Origin of the sequence: uncultured Sunxiuqinia sp., from assembly GCF_947495665.1 — a bacterium.
Lineage (GTDB): Bacteria > Bacteroidota > Bacteroidia > Bacteroidales > Prolixibacteraceae > Sunxiuqinia > Sunxiuqinia rutila.
The window spans coordinates 59,451-80,471 of sequence record NZ_CANLZV010000018.1 but is presented as its reverse complement, the minus strand read 5'-3'; the positions used below and the strand labels follow the sequence as shown (position 1 = coordinate 80,471).

Genomic DNA, 21,021 nt, shown 5'->3' with positions numbered 1-21,021 from the left:
TCCAAAAATTTGTATTTTAAACATTTTTTAAGAGCTTTCAGTAGTGTGTGCACATGCTCATGCTGGGCACACACACGCGGTATAGTTAATAAGGGTTTCAGTGGTTTTCGGGGTGCAGTAACCCGCTCCAAAATTAGCAGTAACTTGACTGGAAAGAAGCCCGCAATCCCTTACTAACCATACCGCCACCGTTACCATTAAAAAAAACAACCGCGTGAATTACCGGGAGAAACATACCAAAGGATTTATTTCTAACTTCATCAAAAGTTTTTGGGAGTTTGAAACTGCCGAAAAGGAATGCCGTTATGAAATACTTCCAGACGGATGTTTCGATTTGATTTTTGAGATCAAAAACGAACAAATTCACAAAGTATGGCTGACAGGAGTTTGGACACAGCAAATCCAGATTTCCATACCAGAGAATACCAAATTGATTGGCGCTCGCTTCAAATTGATTTCTGCCGAGTATCTTTTCAAACAGTCTATCAAAGAACTTAAAAACACCAAAACAGAATTGCCCACTTCTTTTATGGGCTGTGAACACCTCGATTTGAACGATTTCGGCAAATTTACCGATTCGATTAGCGAACAATTACAACACGGACTCAAAAACCTTAAAGAAATTGACAGCCGGAAATTTGAGCTTTTCAAAATTCTTTACGAGCGAAAAGGCGAAATCTCAGTCCAGGAACTTTCAGAACGAATTATTTGGAACAGCCGGCAAATGAACAGATATTTTAACCGTCATTTTGGTTTTTCGCTTAAAACATTCTGCAAAATCCTAAAGTGTCATTCTTCGTTAAAACACATTGCCAATGGCAAGCTTTTCCCCGAAAACGATTACTACGACCAGGCCCATTTTATTAAGCAAGTAAAGCAGATTACAGGGTCAACACCAACGAATTTGTACTTGAACAAAAACGACCGATTTTTACAATTGACCACCATTCAGTCAAGCTAAATTTGTGCTATAAACAAAAAACAAGGAAGATGAAAGCAAACAAATTAACGCCCAATTTTGAGGTTAAAAACATTCGGGAAACCATTGAATTTTATCAATCCGTTTTAGGCTTTTCGTTGGTAATGGCTGTCCCCGAAACGCAGGACGGAGTCGAACAATCATTGACTGAAGGGAAAGAATATGTTTACGCTTTGGTCAGTAAGGACAGCGTGGAAATGATGTTCCAGCGAACCGACAGCTTCAAAGAAGACGTTCTTCTCGCCAAAGACCGCTCAATGGGAGCAAGTGTTTCGTTCTATATGGAAATTGACGGAATTGACCGCTTTTATGAGCAAATAAAAGACAAGGGTTTGAACCCGACCCCACTGAAAACGGCTTGGTACGGAATGCGTGAATTTTACCTACAGGACAATAACGGCTACATCCTTGCATTTGGGCAAAAAAGCGAATAATGAACCTGAACACGTACTGAAATTATTCTCTTCCCCCCTCGTCTTAGCGAAACGGTGCCGAGGGGGAACACAGACTGTCGTTTGTAACGACTATACCCCTTCACTGGCGCGGGTTTGTAACCCGTGCCCTGATGAAAACAGTTCACGCCAAAGCAAATCATGAATGCGCCAAATAAGCTGCGCTTCAAAATACACCCAATTCCGCACAGGCTGATTCTGATTTAACCCCTAAAGGAAGCTCCCCCATCTTAAATTTTCGCTAACAGCTGAAAGACCTTCCGGGGGAAATCGATCTCTTACTCCTTTTTTCTTAGTTTTGCATGCAAACCTTTCGACCTGCTCAAACGTCTGAACTAGAGGAGAAGAACCTTCCACACAAGCGATAAAAGACAAAAGATGAGACGTAAAACAGTTTCCAGAAAAGAGTTTATTAAAAGTTCAGCGATGCTGGCTACCGGACTAAGTTTAGCCGCACCAACACTTGCCGCAAATACAGCCGGCAGGCGTCAGCTGAGAACACCATACCATCCAAGATGAACAGCATTCGTTTAAAAAATGTACGCCTTGAAACCGGCTTTGACTATGAAGGAGATGAAGTGATTGCCACAAAAACCGACTTGTTTTGTGTCGATATTGAAGATGGGAAGATCCGCAAGGTTTCGCCCAACAATCCGGCGGCACAAGCCGTTGACGCCAAGGGCTACCTGATGTTGCCAGCCTTTAAGGACATGCATATTCACCTGGACAAAACGTTTTACGGCGGCCCCTGGCAAGCAATCCGGAAAAGACAGGGCGGCGTAAAAGGAATGATTGCCCTGGAGCAGCAAATTCTGCCCGAAATGCTAAAGACATCCACCGAACGGGCGGAAAAAATGATTGACTTGCTGCAATCCTGTGGTTCTGCTTTTGCCCGAAGCCACGTCAACATTGAGCCAACTTCCGGCCTCAACTCACTGAAAAACCTGCAGCAAGCCCTGGAAAATAAAAAGAACACGTTCGGCGCTGAGCTGGTGGCTTTCCCCCAGCATGGTGTTTACTATACGGATTCGGCTCCACTAATGAAAGAGGCTGCCCAAATGGATATCGACTACATTGGCGGCGTTGATCCTTACACCCTGGACGGGCAAATTGAAAAAACAATTGATTTTACCGTTCAGCTGGCTGTGGACCACAACAAAGGAATTGACATTCACTTGCACGAAACAGGCGACTCCGGACTACAAACCATGAATTACCTGATTGACAAAGTCAATGAAAATCCGGTGCTGAAAGGCAAGACATTTATCAGCCACTGCTTTGTACTGGGCCGGATTGACCAAGCCAAACAAGAAGAGATGGCTGAAAAACTAAGTGCCGCACAGGTTGGCATCATTTCCACCATTCCTTTCGGACGACTGATCATGCCCATTCCAACCTTGTACAAACACGGGGTAACAGTTGGCACCGGCAACGACTCCATTATGGACCATTGGAACACCTGGGGAAGTGGCAGCGTGCTGGAAAAAGCCAAACTAATGGCTCAGCTGTATGGCTATGGCACTGAGCATGCCCTTTCGCGAAGCCTGAAACTGGCCACCTACAATGTGCTACCACTGGATGACGAAGGTAACCAGCAATGGCCGAAACCGGGAGACCAGGCAGACCTTGCCTTTCTGGATGCCAGTTGCTCGGCAGAGGCTGTATCCCGCTTGTCACCGGTTAAGTCGCTGATTTACCAAGGCAATCTTGTATTTTAGCCTGTACCGAAATACACCATGAATATATTCGTGCTTTTCGTTGTGCTTAACCTTTTGCACCCACAACCGAATCCTCTAAAAACAACTGAAATGAAACAAGAGCAGTCTGCGCTTCTTGAAGCTGTTAAGCAAAACAAGCTTCAACTGGCAGAAGAAAAATTGAACGCCGGAGCCGACGTGAACACCCGGGATGAGAACCAGCGCTCGTTGCTGCTGATTGCGACCCAGGCCCGCCATTTTGAAATGGCCCAATTACTTGTAGCCCATGGTGCCGATGTCAATCAGCAGGACAATCAACTGGCCAGTCCGTTTCTGCATGCCGGGGCAACGGGCCAAACCGAATTGCTTAAACTATTTTTAGCGAATGGTGCCCGCTTCGATGTTTTTAACCGTTACTATGGCAGTGCCCTCATTCCGGCCTGCGAGCGAGGCCATGTTGAAACCGTCAGGCTATTGGCCAACACCCAGGGCTTCCCCATTGACCACATTAATCGTTTGGGATGGACAGCCCTGCTGGAAGCCATCATTCTTGGCGATGGCAGTGCCAGATATCAGGAGATTGTGCAGATTCTGATTGCTGCGGGCTGTGACATCAGCCTGCCCGATGGCGAGGGAGTAACACCCCTGCAACACGCCAAACGCGCAAACCAAACCACTATTGTCAAGCTGCTGAAAGAAGCGGCCAGCCAAAAAGGCAAAGTAGACAGCATTTCTTCGGTTAACGAAGAACCGGCCAGACTCAATAGCAGGTGAAAGCCGCTTGTAAAAAAGCAAAGACGACCGGGAAGTTCCGGTCGTCTTTGCTTTTTGAAATCATTTCTTCAACAGGCTTAATCGAGTACTTTCAGGCGGATATTCCGCCAGCCTACCTGGTAGGGCCCGCGATCGCCTACGCCATGCACCTGCAGCCCGATAAACCCACTGGGGTGCGATTTGAACTTCTCCTCATCCACCAAGTCGGAGATTAGCTTGCCATTCACCCAGGTTTGTATACGGGGGCCTTTCGCTACAATACGGTACTTGTTCCATTGGCCATCGTCGAAGTTTTTATGCGGAATGCGGAGTTCCTCCGGGGTCATCCATCCGCCACAGGCTTCGCCGTAGAGGTAGCCGGCTTCGGCGCCCTTCGCACCACTTGCTTCAATTTCAACCTGCGGTCCATTCACCCGGCCAAAAGCTTCATCCCCTTCCGGCGCTTTGGTGGTTGAGCGAATCTGAACCCCTGAGTTTAATTCATTATCAAACAGCTTGACTTCAAACCTCAACTCAAAATCGTCATATTCGTTTTCAGTACATAAAAAGGAGTTGGGGCTCCCGGCAACAGTTTTTCCCATAATTACCCCGTCTTCAACCCAGTAACTGGCTTCCCCGTTTTTTTGAATCCAGCCATTCAGGTTGCTCTCGTTGAATAAGCTAAGCCAGTCGTTTCCTTTGGCCCAGGTTCCTACAGCGAGGAGCAGCAAAAGGGAGCACAGCACAAATCGTTTTTTTCTCATCGTCTTAGTTCTAATAGTTAAGTTTTCACCAAGTTAGGAATAATTCAAGAAAAGCCCAAGTGCATTCCCAAGCGGCAATAAAAAAGGCCTTCCAAATTGGAAAGCCCCTCATACTGAATCAAAAAAAAATGCTTATTTATGCTTTGGCAATGTAGTCGGCAATCCAGTCACCCACTTCAGATGTTTTATAGGCTTTGCCTTCAGCAATGTCTTCGGTAACCACCTTCTCAGCCATTGAAGCTGCAACGGCATCCCGAATCAGTTTGCCTTCTTCTTTCAGGTCGAAAGCATACTCGAACAACATGGCTGCCGATAAAATGGTGGCAATCGGGTTGGCAATGTCCTTGCCAGCCGCCTGTGGATACGATCCGTGAATCGGCTCAAAAACCGACGTATGAATCCCAATCGACGCCGATGGCAACAGCCCCAGCGAACCGGTGATCACACTGGCTTCGTCGGTCAAAATATCACCAAACATGTTTTCAGTAACCATCACATCGAAGTTTTTAGGCCACTGAATAATTTGCATGGCTGCGTTATCGACAAACATGTACTCGGTAGTCACCTCCGGATAGTTGGGAGCCATTTCCTGGGCAATCTCACGCCACAAACGCGAGCTTTCCAATACGTTGGCTTTGTCCACAACCGTCAGTTTCTTATTCCGTTTCATGGCAAATTCGTAGCCCAGTTTCAGGATACGTTCTATTTCTTCGCGTGTGTAGGTGCAAGTGTCGAAAGCAGTATTGCCATCGTCTTTACGCCCTTTTTCGCCAAAGTAGATTCCGCCGGTCAGCTCGCGAATGGCAACAAAATCGGCGCCTTCAACCAACTCGCGACGCAAAGGTGATTTGTGCAGCAGCGACTCAAACGTTTCTACCGGACGGATATTCGCATATAAGCCCAGCTTTTTACGCATCAGCAACAAGCCCTGCTCAGGGCGCACGGTAGCCTTGGGGTTATTGTCGTATTTGGGGTCGCCAATGGCTCCAAACAAAACCGCGTCGGCATTCATACACAACTGGTGTGTTTTTTCAGGATAAGGCTCCCCCACCTCATCAATGGCTACGGCTCCGGTCAAGCCAAACTCAAACTCCAATTCATGCTTAAATTTCAAGGAAACAGCCTTCACTGCTTTCATGGCCTGATCAACAATTTCAGGTCCGATACCATCTCCGGGGAGAACTGCTAATTTTAATTTCATGTGTTTATTTTTTTCAATCTTTTTTCGTGTAATTGGCGTGTCATCCGCTGAATCAATAAGCAGCGATCAACGCATGGGCCGCTATTTCTCAAGCTCATTCCAGTGTTCAAGTAAGTTCAGCATCCGAACCGTGGCTTTAATAGCAGCGGCTGTTTGATCCGGATCCAAGCCTCGGGTTTTAAACTCCCGATCAAGCTCCCAAACAATAACGGTTTCAACCAAGGCGTCGGTTTTTCCCCCTGGCGGAATGGTCACACTGTAGTCAAGTAATTTGGGGAAAGGCTTGTTCAAATTCTCATAAATTACCTTCAAGGCATTCATAAAAGCATCGTACTGTCCGTCGCCGGCAGCCGCAGCCTCATGGGTTTTTCCGCCAATGGCAATACTCACCGTAGCCGATGGCTTTAAACCCATGGCGTGGGATAGCGAGTAATTGTTGATCTTGATTTTTTGCTCAATATTTTCCTGCAAAACATCAGCCACAATGTAGGGCAAATCTTCGGCGGTTACCGTTTCCTTTCGGTCGCCCAACTCAATAATCCGGTTGGTAACCATTTTCAGAACGGCAGGATCCAACTCCATTCCCATCTCTTCGAGATTGGCCTTGATGTTGGCTTTCCCCGAGGTTTTACCCAAGGCATAGCTGCGCGTACGTCCAAAACGCTCGGGCAAGAGATCGTTAAAATACAGGTTGTTTTTATTGTCTCCATCAGCATGAACGCCGCTGCATTGGGTAAAAACAAATTCACCAATCAAAGGCTTGTTGGTTGGAATCCGGATACCGGAAAAACTCTCTACCAGTTTCGACACGCGGTTCAACATGCTTTCGTTCACGCGGGTTTCCATTTTCAGGTGATCTTTCACCGTGGCAATCACGCTCGACAGCGGAGCATTCCCTGCCCGTTCGCCCAGCCCGTTGATAGTGGTGTGCACACAAGGGATACCGGCTTTAAGCGCATGAAAGACATTGGCAATGGCTAGATCATAGTCGTTATGCGCATGAAAATCGAATTGCACATCGGGAAAGCGGTCAATCATTTCCTTGCAGAACTCGTATGTTTCATCCGGGTCAAGAATTCCGAGGGTGTCCGGCAACATGATCCGCCGAATATCAAGTTCTTTCAGCTCGGAAATCATGTAGTAAACGTAATCTTTGGAATTGCGCATTCCATTCGACCAGTCTTCCAGGTAAACATTTACCGTAATGCCTAACTCGCGGGCATAATCCACTGACTTTTTAATGTCGGCCACGTGCTCTTCCGGAGTTTTCAGAAGCTGCTCGGTTACGTGCTTGTAAGAACCTTTACACAACAGGTTGATGACTTTCCCCCCGGCTTGGTTAATCCAGTCGAGCGAGATTTTGCCATCCACAAAGCCCAGAATTTCGATGCGGTCCAGATGACCACGTTCGGCCGCCCAGGCCATAATCCGACGGGCAGCTTCAAACTCGCCATGAGAAACCCGTGCTGAAGCAATCTCAATGCGATCGACCTTGACACTTTCCAGCAACACCTTGGCTACGCTCAACTTTTCGGTATCGGTAAACGAAACCCCTGAAGTTTGTTCGCCATCCCTCAGCGTGGTGTCCATTATACTTAATACCTCAGTTCGTCCTTCCACCATTTTTCCCGTCATCTTATTGTTGTTTATCGTTCAAAAGCCTCAATTTCTTCCTTCATATTCACGAGGTAATCAATATCGTCCAAGCCATTTTGCAGGCAATGCTTTTTATAGGCATTAATCTCAAATTCTTCGGATTCGCCCGTTGTCAGCAAGGTAATTTTTTGATTTTCCAGGTCAACTTCTAATTCCGTTGTAGGGTCAGCTTCAATTGCGGCAAATATTTTCTCCAGAAAGGCGGGTGAAACAATAACCGGAAGCAGCCCGTTGTTGAGTGAGTTTCCTTTAAAAATATCGGCAAAGAAACTGGATACCACCACCCGAAAACCATAGTCGTATATGGCCCAGGCTGCATGCTCGCGACTGGAACCACTTCCAAAGTTCTTACCTCCTACAAGTATTTTGCCGCTGTATTTTGAATCGTTTAAAGGGAAGTCGGCAATCGGCTGATTGGCCTTGTCGTACCGCCAATCGCGAAACAGGTTATCGCCAAAGCCTTTGCGCTCCACCGCTTTCAAAAACCGTGCAGGTATAATCTGGTCCGTATCCACATTTTCCACAGGCAGTGGAACAGCACGGGAAGTTAATGTTACAAATTTATCGTATGCCATTTTGATCTATTATTTTTGATTTATTATTTTTGATTTCACCTGAATTGATTTTCTTGAGGCAACAAATATTGACGTAAGTTCATGGGCTTCTTTGATCAGAGGTTCTGCAACAGCGGGTGAAAGAATATTCTCTCCAATTGCAAAATCCAACCAAAAACCACATTCATCTGCTTCCTCAATAACAATTGATAATTTTGCAGCAAACGCAGCCCTTGAATGAGCTAAGTTAGCTGCCCGGTAATTCGCCGGAACCGAAGTCGCACATCTTATTAATTGGCCACAAATATGATTTCCAAGTTTTGTCCCTTCCAGTGACAAAGCCGTCTTCACACAGTTATGGGCAAATACTTTGGTTCGTGCTTCTAAGGTTTTTCGATCCATTCAATCACCAATTATCAATCATAAATAATCAATCTACATCAGTTCCCTGGGGTCGGTAATTACGCCGGTTACTGCCACTGCTGCTGCGGTGAGCGGGCTGGCCAGCAAGGTGCGGGCACCCGGTCCCTGACGACCTTCAAAATTTCGGTTCGATGTGGAAACTGCGTATTTGCCTTCCGGAATCTTATCGTCATTCATGGCCAGACAAGCTGAGCAACCCGGCTGACGAAGGGCCATTCCGGCTTCTTCAAAAATCTGATCCAATCCTTCCGCGATAATTTGTTTCTCAACAGCTTTTGATCCGGGAACTAGCCAAACATGAATATCATCGGCTTTCTTCTTCCCTTTCACAAACTGGGCAAACGCGCGGAAATCTTCAATCCGTCCGTTGGTACAACTTCCCAGGAATACGTAATCCACCTTTTTACCTTTCATCGGCTCTCCGGGGTTGTAATCCATGTATTTCAACGACTTCAGGAAGGTTGTCCGGTCAGTTCCCTGCAACTCTTCACCCAACGGAATGGTGGCTGTTACGCCAATTCCCATACCGGGGTTGGTTCCATAGGTAATCATGGGCTCAATATCAGCCGCATCAAAATGGTATTCGGTATCGAATTGAGCACCTTCGTCTGACTTCAAGCTTTTCCAGTATTCAACAGCCTTGTCCCAATCGGCACCTTTAGGCGCAAACTGCCGGCCTTTGATGTAGTTGATCGTCGTGTCATCGGGGGCAATCATACCACCACGGGCACCACTTTCAATACTCAGGTTACACAACGTCATCCGGGCTTCCATGCTCAGGCTGGTAATGGCCGATCCGGCATACTCGATGAAGTGTCCGGTTCCACCGCTGGTTGAGATTTTCGAAATGATGTAAAGGGCAATGTCTTTTGAAGTCACTCCTTTACCCAATTCACCATCCACCGTAATACGCATTTTCTTGGGCTTGGGCTGCATAATACACTGACTGGCCAGCACCATTTCCACTTCGCTGGTTCCAATTCCAAAAGCAATGGCTCCAAAAGCTCCGTGTGTTGAAGTATGGCTGTCACCACAAACAATGGTCATGCCCGGCTGTGTCAAGCCCATTTCCGGCCCAATGATGTGCACAACCCCGTGTCCTTCGCTTCCCAAACCATGGTAAGTAATGCCATGCTCATCGCAGTTTTTCTTCAGCATTTCCACCTGGTGGCGCGACAATTCATCTTTAATGCTCAATTCCTGGTCAATGGTCGGTACGTTGTGGTCAGGTGTTGCTGTGGTTTGGTCCGGACGAAATACTTTCAGTCCCCGGTTTTTCAAGCCCAAAAAGGCAACCGGGCTCGTCACTTCATGAATAAAGTGACGATCGATATACAATACACTGGGGCCTGCCTCAACCTTCTTAACCACGTGTGCATCCCAGATTTTATCAAATAAAGTTTTTGCTTCCAATTTATTCTCGTTTTAAAATTTTACACTAACTACTTTACATGGATCTTATTGACCGCATCCAGGAAAGCTTCCACCGAAGCGGTAATGATATCGGTATGCGCGCCAAAGCCAAAATACTTCACGCCTTCAAAATCCAGCTCCATGTGTACCTTACCAACATCATCACTTCCTTTGGTAATGGCCTGAATTAAAAACTCCTCTAATGTAACCTGACGGCGAATAATTTGTTTAACCGCATTAATGGCAGCATCAACCGGTCCGTTACCCGAAGCCGTAGCATCAAACTTTTCACCGGCAATATCAATTCGTACCGAAGCCATCGGCTGCAATGATTTTCCACTAATAACCTGCAGGAAATCCAGCTTTACGCGACGCTCTTTTTGCTCGGCATCACCCACCAACAAGGCCACATCGTCATCACGAATGTCTTTTTTCTTGTCGGCCAATTCCAGGAATTTCTCATAAACCTCATCCAATTGTTCCTTGTTCAGCTCAAAGCCCATTACTTCCAAACGGTGCTTCAAAGCGGCCCGTCCACTACGGGCTGTCAAAACAATGGAGGATTCGTTGATACCAACATCAGCCGGATCGATAATCTCATAGTTCTCGCGGTTTTTCAACACGCCATCCTGGTGAATACCGGAGGAATGTGCAAAGGCATTACGCCCAACAATGGCTTTGTTGGGTTGCACCGGCATGTTCATCAGGTTCGACACCAAACGACTGGTTTTGTAAATATTCTTCGTGTTGATATTGGTATCGATATTCAACACCTGGTAACGGCTTTTCAGAGTCATCACCACTTCTTCCAACGAAGTATTTCCGGCACGTTCACCAATTCCGTTGATGGTTACCTCGGCCTGGCGGGCCCCATTGATAATTCCGGCAATGGTGTTGGCTGTTGCCATCCCCAGGTCGTTATGACAGTGCGTGGAGATAATGGCATTTTCAATGCCCCGAACATTATCCACCAGGTACTTGATTTTTTCACCAAACTCGTAAGGCATGGTATAACCTGTGGTATCCGGAATGTTAACCACCGTAGCACCGGCCTTAATAACCGCTTCAATTACCCGTGCCAGGTATTCGTTGTCCGAGCGGCCGGCATCTTCGGCATAAAACTCAACATCTTCGACATACTTTTTGGCGTATTTTACAGCAGCAACAGCACGTTCAAGAATCTCTTCAGGAGTCGAATTGAGCTTGTTGTAAATGTGGTAGGGCGATGTTCCAATCCCAGTGTGAATACGCCCTTTCTTGGCATATTTGAGGGCCTCAGCTGCAACATCAATATCTTTCTCTACTGCGCGGGTAAGGGCACAAATGGTTGGCCAGGTTACCGCTTTTGAAATTTCGACTACCGACTTAAAGTCACCCGGGCTTGACACAGGGAAACCGGCTTCAATTACATCGACTCCTAATTCCTCCAAAGCTCTGGCTACTTCAATCTTCTCAACCGTGTTTAACTGACACCCGGGAACTTGCTCCCCGTCTCTTAAAGTGGTGTCAAAAATGTACAATCTGTCGCTCATGATGCAATGATTTATTTGTTATTCGTTATTATTTGCTAAAAATGAAAAAAGCCATTCTCGTCTGAGAATGGCTTTATGTATGTTTATTATAAATTTAGTTACTCCATACCATTCTCATTACCGCATCCAAAGTAGAATACCGAGTAGAATATAGAGAATAGAAATGGAATGAATTCGTGTCATTTTTTCAATGATTTCCTGCAAATATCACAAATTAATTTTAAAATGAAAACAGAACGGCTATTTATTTTACGATTCTTAATAAAAAGATTATTCAGTCTTAATTTGAGAAAATCAAATCACTTTTCCTTTTTTGGAAAAAAGTGCTTGACAGCGGTTTACAATTCCTAACTTTGGCATGTTGTAGTAATACAACATTTGACAATGATTAAAGCTGCCGGCAATGGAGACGCACCAAAGCCGGCGGCTTTCTATTTTTAATTGAGACTGAAATATACAGGTTGTGTATAGGAGACAGCAACAGCTTGCCCCCTCTGTTTTCCCGGAGTCCAGTCAGGCATTTGCGAAATTACTCTTAAAGCTTCTGCTTTCAACGCTGGATTCACTCCCCTTACGATTTTAGGATGAATAATTTCCCCATCTGAAGCGACAATAAAATTCACATAAATTTTCTCTTCAATACCTTTCGCTTTCACTTCCTCCGGATATTGAACATGGCTACTTATCCATTGACGCAATGCTTTTTCTCCTCCGGGGAATTCAGGCATTTCTTCAACAATATAATAAACTACCTCGATATCGAGATTCAAGTTCTGAAACCTTTCATTTATAGACTTTATTGTACTTTCCCGATCAGGCGATGCATCTCTGACAATAACTAGAAAAGTGCTTTTTGAGTCGGATTTCCTCCATTCTTCTGCTTTCTCGGTTATTTCTTCCAGAGAAACCGGCTTGCCATCAATGTAATTGCCATCTTTTCTGATCTCAATTAATCGACTTGACTTTTGGTTTTGATTTTCCTGATCAACTTCAGCAATAGAAGTCATTTTCTCTGACACATTTACTTCTTCCAAAGGAATTTTTTCGCCCGTTTTACCGAAAGCCATCAGCAACAGGGCAAGCAGGGGAAGAAAGGTCGCCACCTTCCAACGCCACGCTTTACTCGTTTTTTGTTTGTTCATCATAGTAATACGATTTTCAATTTGACAATGATTAAAACTGTTTGCAAGTGCGAACTTTTGATGTCCGACACATTTTTGAATGATTAATAATTGATATTGAGTTGCATCGATGCCTGAATGGAGGGTGTGCTGATCGGCCTGAAATTCGTGAATTTCCTTCAGATCACGGGCCAAGCGGTAAATCAACGGGTTAAACCAAAAGATAATTTTTGCCAGTTCCATCAACATGAGATCGTAAAAATGCCCCAGGCTAATGTGAGACCGCTCGTGTGTAATAATAGCTTCCGAATTCGTTTCGTAATCGTACTGAGAAATCAGGATGTAACGGCCAAACGAAAAAGCAGGAATGTCGTCAGCAATAATCATCAAGCGAATTCCATCCAGCGAAACTTTCCGGGCTTTCCGAAAGAGCCGAAAAACCGAAATAATGCTGGAAAACAACACCAGAAATGAAATGAAAACACCAGATAGATAAACGAATAAAATAATAGTCATAAACGAAACAGCATTAGGTTGAACTGCTTCGGATACTGCCGTTAAAGGCTGAGGAACCTCTGATGAAACAATCGTTGGAACAGTTTCTTCAAAAACCAGGTGACTTTGAAAAACAGGATTCAATTTTGTTGTTACCGATGGCTGAGAGAATTGAGGTGCACTTAAGAATGGAATTATTACTGACACCAATATCAATAACAACAACACCAGCCTTGTGAGCTTAAAGAAAGTTTCCTGGCTCATTAACAACCGGAATGTCAAGTACAGCAAAGTCAAACTCAGGGTCGATTTGACCAGAAACAAAAGTAAGCTATTCATTTTCGGTGTTTTTACGCGATTCAACCTGACGGATCAACTCTTGAATTTCTTCGGTTGTAATTTTCTGTTCTTCAACAAACATGGAGACCACCGAAGCGTACGAGGTATTGAAATATTTGCTCACCAGATTTTTAATCGTATTCTTACTAAACTCCTCACGTGATATTTTAGCAAAATACCGGTAGGTATTTCCAAACTGTTCATGGTCGACAAAACCCTTTTCTTCGAGCCCCCGCACAATGGTTGAAATGGTATTGTAATGAGGCTTTGAACCAACCATTAATTCAATAATTTCTTTAACAAACAAGGAACCTTTTTCCCAAAAAAGCTCCATAATTTCTTCTTCTCGATTCGTCAGATGTTTCATGATTATTTATGCTTGCATCAAATATAACTATATTTTTTAGTTTTCAAACTATTCAAAATAGTTGCATTACTATTTCCTTAGTTCAAAACATAATTGTGCTGGTTCAATAATCACATTTCCTTCAAAAATTACCATAGCAGCAATTTTCTTTGTAACATTTCTTACTAGCTTGCATCAAAGGGGCAAAACAAAAACAAAGAAGTATGGAAGATTTGATGTTAGCACTCATTTGGCTGGGTTTTTTTGCCAGCGTGTTTTTTGGATGGTACTATTTCCTTCAGGCCCGAAACAAAGAGCGTATGGCCCTAATTGAAAGGGATAAGGATGTTTCGGAGATTTATGCCAAACGTGAATTTCGCTTTCGGTTCCCTTGGTTGAAGCTTGGGCTACTAATTACAGGTATCGCTTTTGGAGGAACTCTTATCATCTTTTTAAGTGGAATCCCTACAATTGAAAAGGTGATTGACAGAACTAATGGTTTTGCTATTTTCGTTGCATTAATGTTGTTTGGGGGAATCTCAATGATTATTGCCCATTACGTCGACAAACCAAGCAAAAACTAGGAGTCACGAATGGACAGCCTTTACATCAAAAAGGTATTAAACGGAGACACGGAAGGGTTCAGGTATTTTATAAGCAATTATAAAGACCTGGCCTTTTCAGTGGCCATCTCTGTGGTCAAAGATGAATTTTGGGCCGAGGAGGTCGTCCAGGAGTCGTTTATCAAGGTGTTCCAAAAACTGAAATCGTTTAAAGGGCACTCTAGTTTTAAAACCTGGTTTTACCGAATCGTTATCAACGAAGCTTTCCAGCGCTTACGCGAAGAAAAAAAACAGCACCTTTATCAAGATGAACTCCCGGAAACGGGATTAGATTCTATTGAAGACACCCTCAACGGCATGACCTCCGAAGAGCAAACGATCTTGGTCCAGGAAGCCTTAAAGCAAATTCGGCCAAAAGAAAGTTTGGTATTACGGCTATTTTACCTGGAAGACCAATCGGCTAAAACCATTGCCGATGAGACCGGTTGGGCGGAAGCCAACGTGCGGGTGATTCTGCACAGAGGTCGTAAGAACATGTTATCGGTTGTAAACCGATTATTATGCAACGAGTTAAAAACAGTGTGACATGGACAAAATGCAACAAGAAGAAAAATTGATTAAAAATCTCATGAAGCATTCGCTTACCGAAATGCCCTTTCAGGATTTTGAAGATCGGATGATGGATCAAATTAATCAGGAACAGCAGCAAAAAAAATCGGTTAACAACAACTTGCATTTAGCCTGGCTCTTTTTCTTTCTCGGCCTTTTTATGGGCTTACTCATTACCAGCCTCACCGTCAACCTTAACGAACAGATCCATGGAATTCCACTACGCAAAATCGCCTTATTCGTTCAATTTGCAATTGCCGTGATTCTACTTTTCCAATTTGATCGGCTCCTGAATTTTTCTTTTCGCCGGAAGAATTAAAACACCGTAACGGGAGGCAAGACCTCCTGTTTTTCAAAATGAATGGTAGCTGCCTCTTCAGTCTTTCCGCCAGCTGTAGGTGTAGGACAAGTCAATTTCAGGCTTTTACCCCGCACCCGCGAATGGATAATTTTATCCAGGCCCTCCTCGCTCGAAAACAGCGAACCTTCAACATGATGCACAATGTAATCCTTCTCCCGGTTGTATTCATAGGTTCCAAAATAGGATACACCTTTCCAATTATCCGCTTGCTGATGCCGGGGCATGTATTGAACGGAAAAATGACCAGACCCCGTGTAGTTAATGTAGCCAATGGCATCTTTCCCAAACGGGTACTCCACGGTCCCATTCTCTTTTTCAAGGCTAAAAGACAAAAGCTTGTAGGTTCCTTCAATAATGCTACTCATAATATTCAGTTTTAATGACTAATATTACGCTTTTAGCAGCAAACTTCCAGCACGCAAAAACATGTTTAAAAGATAGTTTTGAGACAATTCATAGCACGATTCTATCAATCCAGAGATGCATACCTGGAACTGCAAACTATCTGCTTGGAACTTGAAAAGTGAAGTTTGAAACGTCAGCTACTAGCCCAAAGCCACATCCAGGGTCATCATCACCGCGAAGCCCAGCATGGCACCAATGGTTGCAATATCCGTGTTTTTCTCCAACTGCGACTCAGGAATTAATTCTTCCACCACAACATAGATCATGGCACCGGCAGCAAACGAAAGTGCATAAGGCAAAATTGGGCGCATCATCACCACGGCTGCTGCTCCAATTACACCGGCAATGGGCTCCACAATTCCGGAAGCCTGCCCGTACATGAAGCTTTTGCGACGCGAAAAACCTTCCCGACGAAGTGGGACTGATACAGCAGCTCCCTCGGGGAAGTTCTGAATACCAATACCAATGGCCAAAGCAATGGCTCCTGCCAATGAAGCTGCCGGAAGGCCAGATGCCACCGCACCAAAAGCGACTCCAACAGCCAAGCCTTCAGGAATATTGTGCAAGGTAATGGCCAACACCAACAGCACGCTTCTGCGCCAGGAAGTAGGAACCCCTTCGGCCTCTTCCCGAGGAAATCCAAGGTGCAAGTGAGGAATCAGCTGGTCGGCAAGCCATAAAAAAGCCCCCCCACTGAGGAATCCGATCACTGCCGGAATCCATGGCTTGTCACTGGTTTCACTTGCCATTTCGATGGCAGGACTTAACAAAGACCAAAAACTGGCGGCAATCATAACCCCTGCGGCAAACCCCAGCATGCCATCCAACACCTTACGGTTGATCCGTTTAAAGAAAAAAACCATACCGGCACCAAGTGCCGTTACAAACCAGGTAAATAATGTAGCAAGTAATGCCTGCATCACAGGCCCTTGTTCAACAAACCATGAATACATAGTCAGAATCTCTTTGCGTTAATAACAAGAAAAATTTTAGTCAACATGAAAATACAAAAATAACCATTGCCAACTACTGCTTTCCTCATTCACCCTGTACGATTTCATTTTGAATTAAGAAACCCGCTTACCTAAAGCCTATTTTCACCAACAGGAATCCATATTTCGTTCTACAGATACCTAAAGTTCCAGCAAAGCTTTTATTTTCTCGCCGTAGTTTCGCCCACTCACCAGTTTTGTTTTAACCAGATCATCCAAACGAACCACATACCGGCAGCCCGAGTGCTTGTCAATTTCATGAATCAGTGTTGCATTAACTAAAATACTCCGATGAATGCGAATAAAGTTATCGGGAAGTTTCTCTTCCAGAAATTTCAGGCTGTGGTCGGTCAGGTACTTTTTACCATCCTTTTTCACAATCGACACATACTTGTCTTCGGAAATAAAGTAGCTGATGTCGGTCAGTTTAACTAACAACATCCGGTCGCCCAGCTTAACAGGAATGCTGGTCACTCTTTTTCGTTTTTCCGGAGAAGAATAACTGGACAGCAATTGCAACACCTGCTCTCTTTTCACCTCCTGCTGCAACGACCGCAGTTTCTCGATGGAGCGTCTGACCCGCTCGGCTTTTACCGGCTTTACCAGGTAATCAATTGCAGCAGTTTCAAAAGCCTCCAACGCATAGTCATCGTAAGCGGTGCAAAAAACCACCGTAGGAAAATAGCTGATCTGTTGCAACACTTCAAAACCATTAAGGCCCGGCATCTGGATATCCAGAAAAATCAGATCCGGCTGCAAATCTTCAATCAGCCTGACCGCTTCCAGTCCATTGGCAGCTTCTCCTACCAGATCAATCTCCGGCACTTCCCTTAATATTTGCTGCATCCGTTGCCGCGCCGGACTTTCATCATCAATTATCAGGGTTCGATAGTGATTATTCAACATGCTGTTTTTTTATTCTGAAAAAGGTAATACAATAAGAATGTGTTTCTCCGGCGCATTTTCCCACTTGAGCCACGCCTTGTTTTGATAAAGCAAATTCAATTTTTCCTGAATGCTTTGTAGTCCGTAGCCGGCAATTGGCTCATCCGGGAATGCAGGTCCGTTATCAAAAACCCGGATTTTAAGTTGTTTATTCACACGCTCAACCACCACCCGAATCAACCCATTGTGGGTTAATTGAGACAGGCCATGTTTCACGGCATTTTCAACCAGCGGCTGAATCAAAAACTGGGGAATATGCGCTTCTTCGAGTTCCTGCGGCAGCTGAACTTCATAATTGAGCCGCTCGCCAAAACGCACCTTTTCAATGATTAAGTAGGTCTCAACCGACTCCATCTCTTCTTTCAAACTCACCGTTTGCTTTTGCTCCTTGTTCAACGAATACTTAAAGAAATCGGATAAAGCCAAAGCCATCTTCTCCGTTTTTTGTCCATCGATGGTTGCCAGGCTCGCGATCGAATTTAACGAATTATACAAAAAGTGGGGATTAATTTTGGATTGCAATGATTGCAGTTCAGCTTGTTTGTGCAATTCGCTCAACTGCGCCAACTGCACATCTTTCTTGCGCAGCAAGTGGCGCGACTGCATGCTCATATAGATGTAAAAAGTACGGGCCACTCCAATAAGCGAGCAAAACAAAATGGTCGTGACTGTCACTCCAAAAATGGCTTCCTCATTTCTCACTGAAGAAGGCATAATCAGCATTAGTCCCATGGGGAGCAGTGCCGGAATAAACGTAGTGGTTAAAAATGGAATCAGCGTGTTCAGCAATAAATCATCCTTTCGCTTTCTTAAAATGCCAAACTCCGTCAGAAAAATAAGAATGATGCTTATAACCCCCAATGCAGCAATACCAATGGTATTGCCCAGCACAATACGGTAATCAAACTTGACATTTAAGAAATACACTTTGATGGACGAAGCAACAGCCACCTGAAGCACATAAGCAAAAAACACCAACATGCCCTGCCACAAAAACTTCCCAAAATCATAGTTATGGTTCTTAATCACCCCTGTCTGCACAATCGCAATCAGGTAAATAATCGCCAGCAACATGCCCATTAATCCGGCTGCTGAACTCACTAAAAAGCGGTTTCGAGGACTGACTTTCTTCGATTGAAAAGGTGAATTTTTCCTTGGCCTGCGCGACCGATCATCATACACTTTTGCGTACAAACTTTTGATAACGGGCAAATCAACCGAGGCAAAAGTGATTTTCTCCGGCGAATCTTCATCAAAGACACTTCCCTTTACTTTAGGTGACTCCGCTGCCTTATCGGTGAATTTCACCAGCGAACGCATCAGGTAATAATACAACTGCTTTTTGCGTGTCAGTGAATCAGCATCTGCGTCCAAATTCAAGATAATCTTATTCTGAACAATCTCACGTGTATTATCCCTTCGCTCTATCTGGTTTTCCTTTCCAATATTTTCCGGCATATTCAGCTGAATCACCAGATTCGATGTGCCTTCATAAATCAGGTACACTTTCCACACATCAATAACCGAGTTTAAAGTATCAACCAGTTGCTGCACAATGAGCGAGTCTTCAGCTGTTGGCTGTCCCTCCAGCCGAATCAGGATATTGGAATAATAACGAACGGGCAGCGAGTCCACCACAAATTTGTTTTCAATTCGTTTCAGAAGATCAGCATCAACTGGGTCGGGCTCATTAGACGCCCAGAGTTGACACGACAGGATCGTTAAAAGAAAAAGTACGATTCGATTTTTCATCAGTCCGGTATTAAAGGTTTGTTCAAAGAACCTCTAAAAAGGATGAATTTAAAAGAATATTCTGACAAGCTGCAAAACCAGCCGGATAAACCGCACAAAAAAAGCCCCATCACCAGGATGGAGCTTCTATCTTATCTTTCCCCGGCTACTTTTGTTTGCCGGGAAATTGCGAATAAACTAGTAAATCGCTTTCATGGCAGCCATAGCCGCACGCAATTCTTCGCCAATGATTTCCACATCGTGGTAGCGAATTTGGGCGTTTACTTCAATCAGTCGTTTGTTATCCACACTGTTGTCATAACCTTCGCCATAAGTTTCACCAATCACATCAGCTTCAATTTTGTTCATGAAGTCAGCTAACAAGGGCTTGCAGGCATGATCGAACAAATAGCAGCCATACTCGGCCGTATCCGAAATAACCCGGTTCATTTCGAACAACTTCTTACGGGCAATCGTATTGGCAATCAGCGGCGTTTCGTGCAACGACTCGTAGTAAGCTGACTCTTCTTTGATACCAGCTTCGGTCATGGTTTCGAAAGCCAGCTCAACACCAGATTTCACAAAGGCAACCAACAAAACGCCATTGTCAAAGTATTCCTGCTCACTAACTTCTTCATCGGTAGCTGGCGTTTTTTCAAAAGCCGTTTCACCAGTGGCAGCACGCCAGGTCAACAGGTTTTTATCATCATTGGCCCAGTCTTCCATCATGGTTTTCGAGAATTCACCCGACATGATATCATCCATATGCTTTTGGAACAACGGACGCATAATATCTTTCAACTCTTCAGCCAATTCAAAAGCTTTGATTTTTGCCGGATTCGACAAACGATCCATCATGTTCGTGATTCCACCGTGTTTCAAGGCTTCGGTAATCACTTCCCATCCATACTGAATCAGTTTTGAAGCATAGCCTGGCTCAATGCCTTTTTCAATCATTTTGTCGAACGACAGGATTGAACCTGTTTGCAACAAGCCACACAAAATGGTTTGCTCACCCATCAAATCTGATTTCACTTCGGCAACAAACGATGATTTCAAAACACCCGCTTTGTGTCCACCAGTAGCCACGGCATAAGCTTTGGCAATTTCAAATCCATCTCCGTTTGGATCATTTTCGGGGTGAACGGCAATCAGGGTAGGTACCCCAAAACCACGTTTGTATTCTTCACGCACTTCCGAACCCGGCGATTTAGGCGCTACCATAATCACGGTAAGGTCTTTACGGACTTGCATGCCTTCCTCAACAATGTTGAACCCGTGAGAGTACGATAAAGTTGCTCCTTTTTTCATCAGTGGCATCACCGCGTTAATCACGTTGGTGTGCTGTTTGTCCGGAGTCAGGTTAATCACCAAGTCAGCGGTTGGCAACATTTCTTCGTAAGTTCCTACTTTGAAATTGTTTTCAACTGCATTTTTGTATGACTGACGCTTTTCCTTGATGGCTGCTTCACGCAGGGTGTACGATACGTCCAGACCTGAATCGCGCATGTTTAAACCTTGATTCAAGCCTTGTGCGCCACAACCCACGATGACTACTTTTTTGCCTTCCAGCTTTTTTACGCCGTCTGCAAATTCAGCCTGGTCCATAAACTCACAAGTTCCTAACTGTTCCAATTGCAAACGCAACGGAAGTGTGTTGAAATAATTTGCCATTTCTATTTTACTTTTT

21 protein-coding genes are annotated in these 21,021 nt (G+C 44.6%); 7 read left to right on the top strand and 14 right to left on the bottom strand.

All coding sequences use genetic code 11. The annotated features are described in order from the left end of the window. Positions 1–214 precede the first annotated feature (214 nt). The 4 genes from Q1A18_RS17115 (at position 215) to Q1A18_RS17100 (ending at position 3,902) form a co-directional block, all read left to right on the top strand. Positions 215–961 (top strand): DUF6597 domain-containing transcriptional factor, encoded by a 747-nt coding sequence (locus Q1A18_RS17115; RefSeq protein WP_299583531.1) that lies wholly within the window; start codon positions 215–217, stop codon positions 959–961. 29 nt (positions 962–990) lie between these two features. Continuing rightward, positions 991–1,413 (top strand): VOC family protein, encoded by a 423-nt coding sequence (locus Q1A18_RS17110; RefSeq protein WP_299583528.1) that lies wholly within the window; start codon positions 991–993, stop codon positions 1,411–1,413. A gap of 533 nt (positions 1,414–1,946) precedes the next feature. Then, the gene (locus tag Q1A18_RS17105) at positions 1,947–3,149 is read left to right on the top strand and encodes an amidohydrolase family protein (protein WP_299583525.1); all 1,203 of its coding nucleotides are present in this window, start codon (positions 1,947–1,949) and stop codon (positions 3,147–3,149) included. Positions 3,150–3,167: 18 nt separating this feature from the next. Further along, complete coding sequence (locus Q1A18_RS17100; RefSeq protein ID WP_363322901.1) at positions 3,168–3,902, top strand: ankyrin repeat domain-containing protein; 735 nt, start codon at positions 3,168–3,170, stop codon at positions 3,900–3,902. Between the two features lie 77 nt (positions 3,903–3,979). On the opposite strand, the gene Q1A18_RS17095 is transcribed toward Q1A18_RS17100, so the two are convergent. The 9 genes from Q1A18_RS17095 to Q1A18_RS17055 all read right to left on the bottom strand — a co-directional run bounded on the left by Q1A18_RS17095 (position 3,980) and on the right by Q1A18_RS17055 (position 13,746). Then, positions 3,980–4,645 (bottom strand): DUF1080 domain-containing protein, encoded by a 666-nt coding sequence (locus Q1A18_RS17095; RefSeq protein ID WP_299583519.1) that lies wholly within the window; start codon positions 4,643–4,645, stop codon positions 3,980–3,982. A 136-nt stretch (positions 4,646–4,781) separates the two neighbouring features. Then, positions 4,782–5,846, bottom strand: a complete 1,065-nt coding sequence (leuB, locus tag Q1A18_RS17090; protein WP_299583516.1) for a 3-isopropylmalate dehydrogenase — start codon at positions 5,844–5,846, stop codon at positions 4,782–4,784. A gap of 81 nt (positions 5,847–5,927) precedes the next feature. After that, entirely contained in the window at positions 5,928–7,481 is a 1,554-nt protein-coding gene (locus Q1A18_RS17085) for an alpha-isopropylmalate synthase regulatory domain-containing protein (protein WP_299583513.1), read from the bottom strand. A gap of 11 nt (positions 7,482–7,492) precedes the next feature. Beyond that, positions 7,493–8,077 carry a 3-isopropylmalate dehydratase small subunit gene (leuD, locus tag Q1A18_RS17080; RefSeq protein WP_299583511.1) on the bottom strand — a complete coding sequence of 195 codons (585 nt, stop codon included), beginning with the start codon at positions 8,075–8,077 and terminating at the stop codon, positions 7,493–7,495. Positions 8,078–8,086: 9 nt separating this feature from the next. After that, positions 8,087–8,458: a four helix bundle protein gene (locus Q1A18_RS17075; RefSeq protein ID WP_299583507.1), complete on the bottom strand. Its 372-nt coding sequence runs from the start codon at positions 8,456–8,458 to the stop codon at positions 8,087–8,089. Positions 8,459–8,491: 33 nt separating this feature from the next. Continuing rightward, complete coding sequence (leuC, locus tag Q1A18_RS17070) at positions 8,492–9,892, bottom strand: 3-isopropylmalate dehydratase large subunit (RefSeq protein WP_299583504.1); 1,401 nt, start codon at positions 9,890–9,892, stop codon at positions 8,492–8,494. Between the two features lie 29 nt (positions 9,893–9,921). Further along, complete coding sequence (locus Q1A18_RS17065) at positions 9,922–11,424, bottom strand: 2-isopropylmalate synthase (protein WP_299583502.1); 1,503 nt, start codon at positions 11,422–11,424, stop codon at positions 9,922–9,924. A 437-nt stretch (positions 11,425–11,861) separates the two neighbouring features. Then, positions 11,862–12,932 (bottom strand): M56 family metallopeptidase, encoded by a 1,071-nt coding sequence (locus Q1A18_RS17060; RefSeq protein ID WP_299583534.1) that lies wholly within the window; start codon positions 12,930–12,932, stop codon positions 11,862–11,864. Positions 12,933–13,371: 439 nt separating this feature from the next. Continuing rightward, on the bottom strand, positions 13,372–13,746 hold the full coding sequence (locus Q1A18_RS17055) for a BlaI/MecI/CopY family transcriptional regulator (protein WP_299583499.1): 375 nt from the start codon (positions 13,744–13,746) through the stop codon (positions 13,372–13,374). A 203-nt stretch (positions 13,747–13,949) separates the two neighbouring features. Between Q1A18_RS17055 and Q1A18_RS17050 the strand changes: the two genes are divergently transcribed. Genes Q1A18_RS17050 through Q1A18_RS17040 form a run of 3 tightly spaced genes read left to right on the top strand, consistent with a single transcriptional unit; the run spans position 13,950 to position 15,216 of the window. Next, on the top strand, positions 13,950–14,309 hold the full coding sequence (locus Q1A18_RS17050; RefSeq protein WP_299583496.1) for a DUF6249 domain-containing protein: 360 nt from the start codon (positions 13,950–13,952) through the stop codon (positions 14,307–14,309). Between the two features lie 9 nt (positions 14,310–14,318). After that, on the top strand, positions 14,319–14,873 hold the full coding sequence (locus tag Q1A18_RS17045; protein WP_299583493.1) for an RNA polymerase sigma factor: 555 nt from the start codon (positions 14,319–14,321) through the stop codon (positions 14,871–14,873). Between the two features lies 1 nt (position 14,874). After that, positions 14,875–15,216, top strand: coding sequence for a hypothetical protein (locus Q1A18_RS17040; RefSeq protein ID WP_299583490.1), 342 nt, complete (start codon positions 14,875–14,877; stop codon positions 15,214–15,216). On the opposite strand, the gene Q1A18_RS17035 is transcribed toward Q1A18_RS17040, so the two are convergent. The 5 genes from Q1A18_RS17035 to ilvC form a co-directional block, all read right to left on the bottom strand. Continuing rightward, a complete protein-coding gene (locus Q1A18_RS17035) occupies positions 15,213–15,623 on the bottom strand; it encodes a lipocalin-like domain-containing protein (protein WP_299583487.1) in 411 nt (136 codons plus the stop codon). The genes Q1A18_RS17040 and Q1A18_RS17035 overlap by 4 nt on opposite strands. A gap of 180 nt (positions 15,624–15,803) precedes the next feature. Next, positions 15,804–16,616, bottom strand: coding sequence for a ZIP family metal transporter (locus tag Q1A18_RS17030; RefSeq protein WP_299583484.1), 813 nt, complete (start codon positions 16,614–16,616; stop codon positions 15,804–15,806). Between the two features lie 180 nt (positions 16,617–16,796). Continuing rightward, positions 16,797–17,561 (bottom strand): LytTR family DNA-binding domain-containing protein, encoded by a 765-nt coding sequence (locus Q1A18_RS17025; protein WP_299583481.1) that lies wholly within the window; start codon positions 17,559–17,561, stop codon positions 16,797–16,799. 9 nt (positions 17,562–17,570) lie between these two features. Next, positions 17,571–19,352 carry a histidine kinase gene (locus tag Q1A18_RS17020; protein ID WP_299583478.1) on the bottom strand — a complete coding sequence of 594 codons (1,782 nt, stop codon included), beginning with the start codon at positions 19,350–19,352 and terminating at the stop codon, positions 17,571–17,573. Positions 19,353–19,529: 177 nt separating this feature from the next. Continuing rightward, positions 19,530–21,005, bottom strand: a complete 1,476-nt coding sequence (gene ilvC / locus Q1A18_RS17015; protein ID WP_299583475.1) for a ketol-acid reductoisomerase — start codon at positions 21,003–21,005, stop codon at positions 19,530–19,532. Positions 21,006–21,021 lie beyond the last annotated feature (16 nt).

What these genes read in the sequence shown, in the direction of transcription:
- Q1A18_RS17095 (WP_299583519.1), bottom strand. Translation starts at nt 4,645, where the DNA reads ATGAGAAAAAAACGATTTGTGCTGTGCTCCCTTTTGCTGCTCCTCGCT.
- Q1A18_RS17105 (WP_299583525.1), top strand. Translation starts at nt 1,947, where the DNA reads ATGAACAGCATTCGTTTAAAAAATGTACGCCTTGAAACCGGCTTTGAC.
- Q1A18_RS17055 (WP_299583499.1), bottom strand. Translation starts at nt 13,746, where the DNA reads ATGAAACATCTGACGAATCGAGAAGAAGAAATTATGGAGCTTTTTTGG.
- Q1A18_RS17045 (WP_299583493.1), top strand. Translation starts at nt 14,319, where the DNA reads ATGGACAGCCTTTACATCAAAAAGGTATTAAACGGAGACACGGAAGGG.
- Q1A18_RS17025 (WP_299583481.1), bottom strand. Translation starts at nt 17,561, where the DNA reads ATGTTGAATAATCACTATCGAACCCTGATAATTGATGATGAAAGTCCG.
- Q1A18_RS17040 (WP_299583490.1), top strand. Translation starts at nt 14,875, where the DNA reads ATGGACAAAATGCAACAAGAAGAAAAATTGATTAAAAATCTCATGAAG.
- Q1A18_RS17065 (WP_299583502.1), bottom strand. Translation starts at nt 11,424, where the DNA reads ATGAGCGACAGATTGTACATTTTTGACACCACTTTAAGAGACGGGGAG.
- Q1A18_RS17020 (WP_299583478.1), bottom strand. Translation starts at nt 19,352, where the DNA reads ATGAAAAATCGAATCGTACTTTTTCTTTTAACGATCCTGTCGTGTCAA.
- ilvC (WP_299583475.1), bottom strand. Translation starts at nt 21,005, where the DNA reads ATGGCAAATTATTTCAACACACTTCCGTTGCGTTTGCAATTGGAACAG.
- Q1A18_RS17060 (WP_299583534.1), bottom strand. Translation starts at nt 12,932, where the DNA reads ATGATTATTGCTGACGACATTCCTGCTTTTTCGTTTGGCCGTTACATC.
- Q1A18_RS17030 (WP_299583484.1), bottom strand. Translation starts at nt 16,616, where the DNA reads ATGTATTCATGGTTTGTTGAACAAGGGCCTGTGATGCAGGCATTACTT.
- Q1A18_RS17050 (WP_299583496.1), top strand. Translation starts at nt 13,950, where the DNA reads ATGGAAGATTTGATGTTAGCACTCATTTGGCTGGGTTTTTTTGCCAGC.
- leuB (WP_299583516.1), bottom strand. Translation starts at nt 5,846, where the DNA reads ATGAAATTAAAATTAGCAGTTCTCCCCGGAGATGGTATCGGACCTGAA.
- Q1A18_RS17035 (WP_299583487.1), bottom strand. Translation starts at nt 15,623, where the DNA reads ATGAGTAGCATTATTGAAGGAACCTACAAGCTTTTGTCTTTTAGCCTT.
- Q1A18_RS17085 (WP_299583513.1), bottom strand. Translation starts at nt 7,481, where the DNA reads ATGACGGGAAAAATGGTGGAAGGACGAACTGAGGTATTAAGTATAATG.
- Q1A18_RS17075 (WP_299583507.1), bottom strand. Translation starts at nt 8,458, where the DNA reads ATGGATCGAAAAACCTTAGAAGCACGAACCAAAGTATTTGCCCATAAC.
- leuD (WP_299583511.1), bottom strand. Translation starts at nt 8,077, where the DNA reads ATGGCATACGATAAATTTGTAACATTAACTTCCCGTGCTGTTCCACTG.
- Q1A18_RS17110 (WP_299583528.1), top strand. Translation starts at nt 991, where the DNA reads ATGAAAGCAAACAAATTAACGCCCAATTTTGAGGTTAAAAACATTCGG.
- Q1A18_RS17100 (WP_363322901.1), top strand. Translation starts at nt 3,168, where the DNA reads ATGAATATATTCGTGCTTTTCGTTGTGCTTAACCTTTTGCACCCACAA.